The sequence below is a fragment of the Phycicoccus sp. genome, assembly GCF_035325325.1.
GTDB lineage: Bacteria > Actinomycetota > Actinomycetes > Actinomycetales > Dermatophilaceae > Phycicoccus.
In genome coordinates this window covers 43,525-55,665 of sequence record NZ_DAOLAC010000012.1, presented here as the reverse complement: position 1 = coordinate 55,665, position 12,141 = coordinate 43,525, and the positions used below count along the sequence as shown (strand labels likewise).

Here is a 12,141-nt window from a genome sequence, read left to right as displayed (position 1 = left end):
CGGAGGCTGCCGCCCGCGGAGGCGGGGGGGTGCCGGCAGCCGCCGCACCGGGCGGGTGACGACGACCCGCGAGAGCCACGTCGACCCGGCCACCGGCACGCGCGTCGACCGCACGGACATCGACCCGCACTGACCGACCCCCCGCACGACGACCGACGGCCCGCCCTCCCGAGAGAGGGCGGGCCGTCGTCGTGGGTCCGGGCTCGGCGCGTGCTCCGGGCAACGCGCCGGGCCCGGGGTCGAGGGGGCCGCAGGAGGCGAGGCCTCAGAAGGCCGACTCGGGGACGTCCATGAGGTCGTTGTCGGTGGCCTCGGCCATCGCCCGCTCGGCGGTCAGCCGCGGGAGGACCTGCCGGGCGTAGAACTGTGCCGCCGCGACCTTGCCCTCGTAGAAGTCCTTGTCCCGGCCCTCGGCGCCGGCCTCGAGCTTCTCGAGCGCGACGGCGGCCTGGCGCAGCAGCAGCCAGCCGACGACGAGGTCGCCGGCGCCGAGCAGCAGCCGCGAGGTGTTCTGGCCGACCTTGTAGAGGTTCGGCAGCTCGCCGCCCTGGCGCGGGTCGGACTTCATCAGCTCGCCGACCATGTAGCCGAGGATGCCCTGCACGTCCTCGACGCCCCGGCCGAGCAGCTCGCGCTCGCGGTCGATGCGGCCGCCGTGCGCGCCGAGGTCCTTGGCGAACTCCTGCATCTGGGTGGCGAGGTGGGTCAGGGCCTGGCCCTTGTCGCGGACGATCTTGCGGAAGAAGAAGTCCATGCCCTGGATGGCCGTCGTGCCCTCGTAGAGCGTGTCGATCTTCGCGTCGCGGACGTACTGCTCGACCGGGTAGTCCTGGAGGAAGCCGGAGCCGCCGAAGGTCTGCAGCGACTCGGTGCCGAGCAGCACCCAGGCGCGCTCCGACCCGAGGCCCTTGACGATCGGCAGCAGCAGGTCGTTGACCCGGTTGGCGACGTCGGCGGGCGAGCCCTTCTCGAAGGTCTCCTCGCCGGTGGTCAGCACGTGCTGGTCGACGACGTCCTGCTGGCTCGCGGTGTAGAGGACGAGCGCGCGCAGGCCCTCGGCGTACGCCTTCTGGAGCATCAGCGAGCGGCGCACGTCGGGGTGGTGGGTGATGGTGACCCGCGGCGCGGTCTTGTCGGTCATCTGGGTCAGGTCGGCGCCCTGCACGCGCTCCTTCGCGTACTCGAGCGCGTTGAGGTAGCCGCTCGACAGCGTGGCGATCGCCTTCGTGCCCACCATCATCCGGGCGTTCTCGATGACGTGGAACATCTGCGCGATGCCGTCGTGCACCTCGCCGAGGAGGGTCCCGGTGGCCGGGGCGTCGCCGCCGAAGGTGAGCTCGCAGGTGGGGGAGACCTTGAGGCCCATCTTCTTCTCGACGTTGGTCACGTAGACGCCGTTGCGCTCGCCGAGCTCACCGGTCTCGAGGTCGACGTGGTACTTCGGCAGGATGAAGAGGGAGAGGCCCTTCGTGCCCGGGCCGGCGCCCTCGGGGCGGGCGAGGACGAAGTGGACGACGTTGTCGACCATGTCGGACTCGGCGCTCGTGATGAACCGCTTCACGCCGGTGATGGTCCAGGTGCCGTCGTCGTTCTGCACGGCCTTGGTGCGGCCGGCGCCGACGTCCGAGCCGGCGTCGGGCTCGGTGAGCACCATCGTGCAGTGCCAGCCCTTCTCGACGATCCACTTCGCGAGCTGCTTCTGCTCCGGGGTGCCGAGGACGTGGAGCAGCTTGGCGAAGGAGTAGGACGCCGCGAACATCGCGAGGGCCGGGTTGGCGCCGAGGAGCATCTCGTTGACCGCCCAGCGCAGGCTCGGCGGGGCCACGGTGCCGTCGAGCTCGGCGGGCAGGTCGATGTTCCAGAAGCCGCTGTCGCGGTAGGCCGCGAAGGACTTCGCGAACGACTCGGGCATGGTGACGGCCTGGGTCTGGGGGTCGTAGACCGGCGGGTGGCGGTCGGCGTCGGCGAAGGACTCGGCGATCTCGTGCTCGGCGAGCCGGGAGACCTCCTTGAGCATCTCGCGGGCGGTGTCGGCGTCGAGCTCGGCGTACGGGCCGGTGCCCAGCACGTCCCCGCGACCGAGCACCTCGAAGAGGGTGAACTCGATGTCGCGCAGGTTGCTCTTGTAGTGGCCCATGGTGGTCCTCCCGGAGACGTCGCAAAGTGAGCGCTTGCTCACCAGTGTGCTACTCATGGGTAACACACGCAACCGGTCGGGTCTTCCCGCAGGTGGTGCGCCGTGCCGGGCCGCTCGCGCCGGGCGGCGGCATACTCGGGGAGGTGAGCATCGTCCCGGTCCCGCTGCGACGCGCCGTCACCGCGCGCGACCCGCACGAGGACGGACGCGTCTCGACGCCGCTCGAGCTCCTCTTCGACCTCGTCTTCGTCGTCGCCGTCGCGAGCAACGCCGCCCAGCTGCACCACGGGCTGTCCGCCGGGCACTACGGCACCGTGCTCGGGTACGTCCTCACCTGGTTCGCCATCTGGTGGGCGTGGATGAACTACACGTGGTTCGCCTCGGCGTACGACAACGACGACGTCGGGTTCCGGCTGCTCACCTTCGTCATCATGAGCGGGGCGCTGGTCCTCGCGGCCGGGGTGCCCCAGCTCTTCGACAGCGGCAACTCGGGAGTCGTCGTCGCGGGCTACGCCGTCATGCGGTTCGGGATGGTCGCGATGTGGCTGCGGGCCGCAGCGGGGCACCCGGAGGGGCGGTTGACGGCCCTGACCTACGCCGGCGGCATCGCGGCCGTCCAGGTGCTGTGGATCGCCCGGCTCTGGGCGCCCGAGGGATGGCTCGTCGCGACCTTCGTGCTCCTCGTGGGCGCCGAGCTCGCCGTGCCCCTGCTCGCCGAGGGTCGCAGCGGCTACACGCCGTTCCACCCGCACCACATCGCCGAGCGCTACGGCCTCATGACGATCATCGTCCTCGGTGAGGTCATCCTCGCCGCCGTGGCCGCCGTCCAGGGCGTCATCGCCGCGGGTGCCGGCAGCGAGGGCGGTGGGGGGCACACGGCGCCGTTCGAGACCTCCGCCACCGCCGGTGTCACGTGGGGGATGGTGCCGCTCATCGTCGGCGGGCTCCTCGTCGTGTTCTCGCTGTGGTGGGGCTACTTCGCCCGCGAGAACGCCGAGCTGGTCGAGCGGGAGCGGATGGTGTGGGTCTTCGGCTACGGGCACTACCTCGTGTTCGCCTCGATCGCGGCGGTGGGGTCCGCGCTGGCGGCCGCCGTCGACGTCGTGGCGGGGTCGTCCGAGGCGTCGCCCCGGGGCATCGCGCTCGCCCTGGCGGTGTCGGTGGTGGTGGCGATGCTCGCGCTGTCCGCCCTGCACGCGCTCGCCGACGGCGGCGGGCTCGCGTCGCTCGCGCCGGGGCTCCTCGTGGCCGGCGGCTGCGTCCTCGTCGCCCTCCTCGCGCCCTCGATCGCCTGGGCGGTCCTCGGGGTGGGGATCGTCGCGGCCGGGGTCGTCGTCCACAAGGTCGTCGTGGGGTCGGCGGCGGCCGGTCCGGTGGAGGTGGCCGCGTGAGCGCCGACGACGTCCTCGCCGAGGCCCGTGCCCACGTCGACGCCGGGCGCTCGTGGAAGGCGCGCGACCTGCTCGCGGCGCACGTCGAGACCGCCGAGGACGCCGAGGCGCTCACCCTCCTCGGTCACGTGCTCCACGGGATGGGTGACCTGCCGCGGGCCGGGGCGATGTGGTTCGCCGCCGGTGCGAAGGGTCCGGAGGCCGACGAGGCGGTCGCGGCGTGGCGCGAGCAGTCCGGGGACGACTTCGCCGTGATGTGGCGCTCGCTGCCCCAGCCGGTGCGCGCGGAGCCGCGGGCCGCCCGGATCGAGGCGCTGCACGCGAAGGCGCTCGTCGCGGAGCCGCGGCTCGACGCGCCGGACGAGCCCCTCGTGCGGCACGGTGAGCTCGTCGCGCGTCCCGAGGACGGGGACGACGCGGAGGGCGGCGGAGTCGACGGCGCCCAGGTCATCGGCTGGATCCTCGCCGCCCTGTTCGTCGTGTGCGCCGTCATCGGCGTCGTCACCGTCATCGGCTGGGTCGTCCCGAGCAGCTGAGTCGCTGCCGCGGTGGCGTCGTGTGCTCAGGTGGTCGTCCCGGCGACCACCTCGGCACACGACCCCGGGGGCCAGGGCTCAGCCGCGGGCCAGCGCCGTTGCGATCAGGGCCGTGGCGGCCACCGACACGACGACGCGGACGAGGTTCCAGCGCACCCAGGTCGGTTCGTCGAGCAGTGGGCGCGCGGCGGCCGCGTCGTCGCCGGCTGCGGCGGCGGCCTTGAGTGCGTCGTTGCGCGGCAGGTGGACCCGGACGGTCACGACCGTCCCGACGAGGTGCAGCACGAGGGCGGCGCCGACCCAGGGGCGCTGGGTCGGCGAGGCGGCGAGGAGGGCTGCTGCCGCGAGCAGCGGAGCCCCGACGAAGGCCGTGGCCATGAACCACGGGTTGACGATGCGGCGGTCGAGCGCGGCGAAGGTGGTGACGGCGACGTCGTCGGGCAGGTCGCGAACGGCGGGCATCACGGTGTGCGCGTAGAGCAGGTAGACGCCGGCGAGCAGTCCGGCCGAGACTGTCGCCGCGACGAGGAGGACCTGCGCCATGCCGCGAGCCTAGGCCCCGGACGGCTGCGCCCCGTCGAGCTGGCGCGACGGACGCGGGTTCGCGTCGTTCCGGCGCGTCACGGTCGTCGCGCCCCACCAGCGCAGCCGGTGCGGCGGGCCTGCCTCACCGATGTCGCGGCGGTCCCCGACGGCAGGCGACCCCGTCACCAGCAGCCGGTGATCGTTGCGGCCAGGCCGTCGACCGCCCGCTGCAGCGCCAGGCTCGAGCGCTTGCCGTTGACGAGGAAGGAGAACACCTTGGTGCGTCCATCGGCTCCCACCGTGTACCCGGAGAGCGCGACGACGTCGGAGAGGGTGCCGGTCTTGGCGCGGACGAGCCCCGCGGCGCAGCTCGACGGGGCGGTGGTGAAGCGGCCGGACGACGCGGAGAGCGTCCCGGTCCGCCCCGATGTGGGGAGCGCCCACGGCCCGGTGATCGCGGCCAGCTGGGGTCGGGCGGGGTCGACGGCGGCGTCGACGATGCGGGCCAGCTGCACCGCGCTCATCCGGTCGGCGCGCGAGAGGCCGGAGCTGTCGTACAGCGTGGTCATCGCCAGCCCCGAGCGGGTCATCTGCACGTGCTGGCCCACTCGTCCGCCGCTCCAGGTCGCGGCGTAGCCCAGCTTCAGGGCGACCAGCCGGCCCAGGGCCTCCGCGATCTCGTTGTCGCTGCTGATGAGCATCCGCTGAACCATCGTCGAGACCGGGGAGCCGGCCGCTGACGCGATCACGGGGGCCGTCGCGGCGACCTGGGTCCTGCCGCGGTAGTGGGAGGTGATGCCCTGGGCCTGCAGCCGGGTCGCGAAGTAGACGCCCACGTCGGCGGAGGTGTCGGCGACGTCCCGCTGGTCCCGGACCAGTCCGCGCAGCGGGGTGAAGGAGGAGGGCACGTAGCTGCTGAGCCAGCCTCCGGCCAGCGTGGGTGCCGGGAACACGCTGTCGTCGATGTAGATCTGGGCCCTCGGCTGGCCGCTGCTCCGCAGGGCCGCGGCGGTGCTGGCGGCCATCGAGTCGAGCATCGCACTCGACAGGGTCGGGTCGCCGACCCCGTGGACGACGACGACGTCCGGTGTCGCACCCTGCTGCACCGTGGTGGTGTACCGGGTGTCGGGGCCGAGGGCCGACAGCGCGTTCTGGGCGGTGACGAGCTTGGTGTTCGAGGCCGGCATGAGCGCGGTGGAGGCATTGCGCCCCCAGAGGACCTTGTTGGTTCCCGCGTCGATGACCACACCGCTGAATCCCGCGCCGAAGGTCGAGCTCGCGGCCCGGGCGGTCAGCATCGCCACCATCCGCTGGTCCGCGACGTTCGGTCCCCACACGTACGGCTCGGGGGGACGGGTCCCCGGCAGGGGCCGGGCGGAGGCGCCGGGCTGGCCCAGCAGCACCGTCAGCGCCATGGCCGTCAGGAGGGAGAGGAGGACCGTCGCGGGTCGGCGGTGGAGGGTCATGGTGGGACCTTCTCGGGGTACGGGCACGGGGCCGAGGGCCCCTGCCAACCGACGGTGCCAGGAGGCTACCTCCGTGCTGCGGTCGGCGTGCGGAGGACACGGGAACCCGACGGCGTCGGCTTGAGTGGTTCCACAGGAATGCGTTGCGCTCGAGGTCCTGACGCCGAGGTGCTGGCACGGTTGCCGGCGTGGACCTGCCCACGACCCGAAGGGCCGATGACGGGATCCCTCACGGGGGGCTCGCTTCGCTCGCGAGGGGATCGTCCCGATTCCCGTCGTGCTTCCGTGTCTGAACGAAGGAACCCCCGACGAAAAGCGTGTCGGGGGTTCCTTCGTTCAGAGCCGATGACGGGATCCGTCCCAGGGGGGCTCGCTGCGCTCGCGTGCGGGTCCTCCCACGCGGCGCGACAGCGCCCCGTGGAGTGGTGGGGTTTGGGTGACGGCGCGGCGTCCTGAATAGAGGGGGCCACCGGCGAGATTCTCGATGTGTACCGCCAAGCACGCATCGAAGGAGACCTCACCGATGGCCTTGCCCCAGTCTGCCGTGTCCGAGCTGTTCGAGGTGTTCCGCACCGGCGAGGGCACCGACTTCATCCGAGAATGCGTCCGGGTCGCGATGCAGGAGCTGATCGAGACCGAAGCCACGGCCGCGGTCGGAGCCGGCCGCTACGAACGCACCGAGACCCGCGCGACCGAACGCAACGGCACCCGGCCGCGGCTGCTCACCACGCACGCCGGGGACATCCAGCTGGCGATCCCGAAGCTGCGCGCCGGGAGCTTCTTCCCCAGCATCCTGGAGCCGCGTCGGCGGGTGGACCAAGCGCTGTACGCGGTGGTGATGGAGGCCTACGTCCACGGCGTGTCCACCCGCTCCGTCGATGACCTGGTGGTCGCCCTCGGCGGGTCGGGCATCTCCAAGTCCGAGGTCTCCCGGATCTGTGCCGGCCTCGCCGAGACCGTCGGGGCGTTCCGCACCCGACGCCTGGACCATCTCGAGTTCCCGTACGTGTACCTCGACGCGACCTACCTGCACGTGCGCACCGAGCAGGCCATGGTCGTGTCCAAGGCGGTCGTGGTTGCCACCGGCGTCACCAGTGAGGGTCGCCGGGAGATCCTGGGTCTGGACGTCGGCGACAGCGAGGACGAGGTGTTCTGGCGGGCGTTCCTGACCGGGCTGAAGAAGCGCGGCCTGTCCGGGGTGCGCCTGGTGATCTCCGACCAGCACGCCGGCCTGACCGCCGCGATCGGTCGGGCCCTGCAGGGCGCGGCGCACCAACGGTGCCGGGTGCACTTCATCCGCAACGTCCTGGCGCACGTGTCCAAGGGCGAGCGGGAGATGGTCGCCGCGGTGTTCCGCACGATCTTCGCCCAACCCCGTCTCGCCCCGATGGCCAAGCAGTGGGACAAGGTCCGCGACGAGCTGGCCGCCCGCTACCCCAAGGTCGGGCCGTTGATGGACGACGCCAAGACCGAGGTCCTCGCCTTCGCCGGGTTCCCCCGGGAGCACTGGCGCAAGATCTGGTCCACCAACCCCCTGGAGCGGCTGAACAAGGAGATCAAGCGCCGCTCCCGCGTCGTGGGCATCTTCCCCAACGAAGCCGCCGTCATCCGCCTCATCGGAGCCGTCCTGGCCGACACCCACGACGAGTGGGCCACCGACGAACGCCGCTACCTCTCCGAAGAATCCATGGCCAAGATCGGCACCACCGAGCATGATGACCCCGTCGCCCTCAACCAGGGCTGACCGGTCGGCATCGAGATGACCTCAAAGCCCACCACTCCGCGGGACTCTTACCGCGGCGCGCGTGGGACCCGCCGATTCCCGGCTCACCTCACCAGTGAACGACGAAGGACCGGACGGAAAAGCGTGTCCGGTCCTTCGTCGTTCAGAGCCGATGACGGGATCCCTCACGGGGGGCTCGCTTCGCTCGCGAGGGGATCGTCCCGATTCCCGTCGTGCTTCCGTGTCTGAACGAAGGAACCCCCGACGAAAAGCGTGTCGGGGGTTCCTTCGTTCAGAGCCGATGACGGGAATCGAACCCGCGTGTCCAGCTTGGGAAGCGAGCGGACGGGTCCTTCCGGGCTGCGATCACGCACGGCTGCAGTGGCTTTGGTGGTGCCTGATTGGTGCGTTCTGGAGGGTGATTGGGCACGATTGGGCACGCGGGCAGGGAGAGCCACCGATCCGTAGCGGAGCAGGGGAGCCAGCCGGAGTGGTCGGGTCAAGGGTGGCCGGAGGTCATCGCGCAGCGACGCGTAGCGCCCTTGAGGCGGCCCGGAGGCTGGCGGAGAGTGGAGCGCAGGGTCGGCGGCGGTTGATGGGTCATCATGTATTCGTGGCGAACGTCTTCCGCTTGTCGCGCGTGCAGCGGCTGGTGTGTGCGGCCCCTCTCCTGTTCGTGGTGGTGGTTCTGGCTTCGACGGCGTTCGAGGCCCGCCTGTCGACAGGGCAGAGATCGGTTGGATCGTTCGGCGCCGCCGTAGTCCTCGTCGTGATCGTTCGGTTCTGGTTCTTGCGAGTGATCGCTATGAGTGAGTACGTGCTGGTCGTCAACTTCGTGCAGCGGTATCGCATCCCCTGGGACGAGGTAGATCGGTTCGTCTTCGACGGCGGCATGTCGATGCGCTTGGGCGATCTTCGAGAAGTCCGTGTTTCGGCGTTCTCGTGGCCGCGAGGGGCTTCCCCGATCATCGGTCGTCGAGCGCACGGCGCGGTCGTAGAGCTGGAAAGGCTGCGCCGCCAGGCCGTCGACCGTATGCGTGCGGATGGCGGAGGCTGAAGCCCAGTTCCGGCCGGCCGCTGAGGGGAAGCACTTGCCGTAAGGTTGGGCGCGGGGTGCGACGGGGGTGCGCGGAGGGCGCGCAGCGCCCGGAGCGCGGGGGTCCCTGTCGCGGGGCCCCCCGCGCTTCTGCGCGCCGGAGGCGCGCCTTGAGTCAGTAAGGAAAGTCCTCACAGGCATGCTAGGAGTGCCAAATTATATGGAGCGTTCTGGCGGCCTGGCGGCGCTCACGACCGCCTTATTAAAGAATCCCTTGCTAGTGTCTGCAGACCGGCTGGATGGGACGATGCGGTAGTCGCCTCTGAGCCACATTGTGAACCAAGTGGGCGCTCCGGGGACAACGACTTCGACCTGAGGGGTTGGCTCGTCTCTGTTTCGGGGTCCTCGGCTTGTCCGGTGGAAACTAACTGTCTTGAGCGTCCGAACCGGTATGTCCGGATCGTCGCGCAACGCAAACGTAATAGTGTCGTCCAACGAGCTTTCGATGAGAAGGCATTGAAGCCACAGCATCACGTCGCGCACATGCTTGGGCCTAGCAGAACTCCAAGCGAATTCACGAAACTTGTGCCAATCGCGAGACAGTTCCTCAACTGAATACATAATCGTGCGAGCAATCTCATCCGTTACCTGCATGCGCGGTATCACGCGCTCACTCGTCCACTGAAGCACATCGCCAGCATGCGGAATTGGAGCGCCAGTGGCAACGCTATGCAGTGCCATCAGGGGAAGTCCAGGCACGCAGGTTCCGAAAATGCGGTTTGCAAGCCTTAGTTGTGGAGATGTCGCCTGGAGAAATATCTGGAACTGGCCTGCATCTCGAAGGGAGAGGAACTGAGCAACTGCCGAATCTGACCAAGTCCGGGAATCTGAGACAAGGCACTCTTCAACAGTTGGGAGCCAGGTAGAATCGAATACGGATGATTCGCTTATCAAGTACAGCCTGGCATACCGCCGCGAGAATTCAATCAGCGCATCAGTGGCGTGGCCTTCGTCCTCGCCGATCCCCAGCCGCACTAGTACCCTAGCCATCGGATCTCGGTATAGCTCGAGAAGGGCAAGCATTTCAGAGTGTGCAAGATTTGGATCACCATCGCGCCATGTTCCGAATAGACGATCGAGAACCCAATCCATAGTCTTGGCGCGAAGGGGTGTTGCGTTCGCAACTCGCAGACAAAGGCTCAATGACCCAGCTTCGCCCGCGACGGGCTGCACACGCGAGCCGATAAGCCGAGAAACGAGTGTCTCTGCGGCACCCTCATACTTATCCTCGGCCGCTTGAACCATTAGTTCCGCGATAAGAGAGCTAGGGTTTCGTGCGTATGCTTCCATGATCTTTTGGACGGCGGCATCCTTGGAGCCACTCTTGCGGATCATAGCCTCCGCGGAAAAGAATTCCAGGAATGTGCTGTGCGTGAACCCGAACAGTCGTAGATCATTGGTTGAATATCCGCGGGCGCTGAGGAGCCACGCGCGGTCCGCGCAAAACTCAAGGAAGTCGCTTGCGCGAGTCGCAGCGGACTCAGGATCGATCCCGGCGGTGTCCGTAAGGAAGCTGCATATGACTTTGGCCAGCTGACGTTCGTCAAGCGCACCCCGTGTTGACGGTGTGGTGTAGTAGAAGTACGCAAGCTCTTGCATAAGTCGTTCGCCGTACTGGCGATGGTCGAAAGGCTGCGCCACGTGTCGCATAGCGTCCCAGCGTCGAAAGAGTAGGTCGGCGCAATCAGAGTAGACGCTCCGCCGATTCTGGGGTATGTAGCCCTTCGCTCGATGAAGAGTACAAAGAAGGGACAGCATCAACGGGTTGCGGCGCACATCCTCAATCGTTCGCGATTCCGCCAGGAAATCGTCGACTTCATCGATGGGCCTCCCGGTTAGCGAGAACCACCTGCGCGTATATTCGACGACTTGCGCGTCGGAGTACTGATTGAGTAGATAAACTCGATAGTCGTCATTGAACTTTGCTCGTGGATACCCTATGCGCCTGCTCGAGATCACAACCTTGCACAAAGGATAGCGTCTGGCTAGCGCTTCAATCCGCCGGATAAAGTCCCGCCTATGGGTGAGATCCGTGATCTCGTCAATTCCATCGAAGATCAGAGCCGCTTTCCCGATGGTCAAACAGTCCAGCAGGGCGTCTTCCGTCAGAGGAATTGCCAACGTTGTCTTGAGTTGTTCAACGATGAGATGCGTGAGCGGTGCCGCATCGACTGGGACTTCTCGCACTCGGACGAAGATCGGGGCGACTCGGCGGTGGCCCGTCGCGGTCTGATGCGTAAGGCGACGGAGAAGCGTGCTCTTCCCCACGCCGGGATCCCCGATGATCACGGCTCTATGAGGAAGATCGTCCGGCGCGACAAACTTCAGCGATTGAGATTCATCTTGATAGTCCGACAGGGTGCGGTCGACGAAGAGCTGATCAAGAGAGTAGCGGGAATCCTCGTACAGCTGTTGCGTGACGACATCGCTGAACATGTCGGCACTTGCCGTTGAGATGTCGGCCGTTGCCAACCGGGCGCGCTCTAGTCGTTGAACGTCCCTCACGACTTCTAGCAATTCAGAGAGCGCTGGGGGAAGCGCCGCTGAATAATCGTCCAAGACGGAGTAGGAAGGCGAGGCCAGTAGCGCGTGGTAATCGGATCCGAGGAAGGAAGTGACGACTTGCTCGCTCGGTAGTAGTTGGTCGGCATAATTTCGCAATAGGTCCCAGACGACGGGCGTGCTATCTGACCAATCTTCGCGTTCACTGGCCACGCTGTACGCAACGGCACGGCGCGTGAAGTCATCTCTCAAGTGGCCATCCAGTGCCTTGGATTCCGATCTTGAGAGCGGGGACAACAACGTCGCCAGGCAAGGTAAATGAATGGCGTCCGTGGTGCGCAGGAAGTTCAGGATGTCCTGCAACTGGTCGTCGGTGAGCAATACCTTGTCTTCGCGGCCTTGCAGCACTTGGTGGGCCGCGCTGCGGGCCTGCGCATCGTCAAACGAAGGGTTGGCTACCGTCCGTACGACACTAACGAGCATTGCAGAGCCTACGTTCGCCAGGAAGCCGGCGAGGATCTCGTCAAGCAACTTCCCTCCTTGGTTGCTTTGCGCCGACGTCGGCAGTGGCCCGACGACTAGCAGTCTGTTGGCGGGCCCACCATAGCGATGGCAGGTTCTGCGCGGTGTTCGTTGACGTGGTGCGCCACTTCCCCTAGCGGCGTCCATCCCAGGCGGACGTAGAGGCCTACGGCGGCTTGATCTTTCCGCATGACGTCCAGGACTGCCCGGCGACCGATCCTTCGTGCCGCTTCACTCGCTGTT

8 protein-coding genes are annotated in these 12,141 nt (G+C 67.8%); 4 read left to right on the top strand and 4 right to left on the bottom strand.

The window, feature by feature from the left end:
* Window positions 1–265 precede the first annotated feature (265 nt).
* Entirely contained in the window at window positions 266–2,137 is a 1,872-nt protein-coding gene (locus tag PKA89_RS09450) for an acyl-CoA dehydrogenase (protein WP_324418939.1), read from the bottom strand.
* Between the two features lie 143 nt (window positions 2,138–2,280).
* Between PKA89_RS09450 and PKA89_RS09445 the strand changes: the two genes are divergently transcribed.
* Together PKA89_RS09445 and PKA89_RS09440 are read left to right on the top strand one after the other, a co-directional pair.
* Window positions 2,281–3,528 (top strand): low temperature requirement protein A, encoded by a 1,248-nt coding sequence (locus tag PKA89_RS09445; RefSeq protein ID WP_324418878.1) that lies wholly within the window; start codon window positions 2,281–2,283, stop codon window positions 3,526–3,528.
* Window positions 3,525–4,064, top strand: a complete 540-nt coding sequence (locus PKA89_RS09440; RefSeq protein ID WP_324418876.1) for a hypothetical protein — start codon at window positions 3,525–3,527, stop codon at window positions 4,062–4,064. Before PKA89_RS09445 ends, PKA89_RS09440 begins: the two co-directional genes overlap by 4 nt.
* A gap of 78 nt (window positions 4,065–4,142) precedes the next feature.
* On the opposite strand, the gene PKA89_RS09435 is transcribed toward PKA89_RS09440, so the two are convergent.
* Both PKA89_RS09435 and PKA89_RS09430 read right to left on the bottom strand, forming a co-directional pair.
* Window positions 4,143–4,607 (bottom strand): anthrone oxygenase family protein, encoded by a 465-nt coding sequence (locus tag PKA89_RS09435; RefSeq protein WP_324418874.1) that lies wholly within the window; start codon window positions 4,605–4,607, stop codon window positions 4,143–4,145.
* Window positions 4,608–4,771: 164 nt separating this feature from the next.
* Window positions 4,772–6,055: a D-alanyl-D-alanine carboxypeptidase gene (locus tag PKA89_RS09430; RefSeq protein WP_324418872.1), complete on the bottom strand. Its 1,284-nt coding sequence runs from the start codon at window positions 6,053–6,055 to the stop codon at window positions 4,772–4,774.
* Window positions 6,056–6,578: 523 nt separating this feature from the next.
* Between PKA89_RS09430 and PKA89_RS09425 the strand changes: the two genes are divergently transcribed.
* Together PKA89_RS09425 and PKA89_RS09420 are read left to right on the top strand one after the other, a co-directional pair.
* Window positions 6,579–7,799, top strand: a complete 1,221-nt coding sequence (locus PKA89_RS09425; RefSeq protein WP_324418870.1) for an IS256 family transposase — start codon at window positions 6,579–6,581, stop codon at window positions 7,797–7,799.
* Between the two features lie 592 nt (window positions 7,800–8,391).
* On the top strand, window positions 8,392–8,835 hold the full coding sequence (locus PKA89_RS09420) for a hypothetical protein (protein ID WP_324418868.1): 444 nt from the start codon (window positions 8,392–8,394) through the stop codon (window positions 8,833–8,835).
* Window positions 8,836–9,030: 195 nt separating this feature from the next.
* On the opposite strand, the gene PKA89_RS09415 is transcribed toward PKA89_RS09420, so the two are convergent.
* The gene (locus tag PKA89_RS09415) at window positions 9,031–11,907 is read right to left on the bottom strand and encodes an NACHT domain-containing protein (RefSeq protein WP_324418866.1); all 2,877 of its coding nucleotides are present in this window, start codon (window positions 11,905–11,907) and stop codon (window positions 9,031–9,033) included.
* Window positions 11,908–12,141 lie beyond the last annotated feature (234 nt).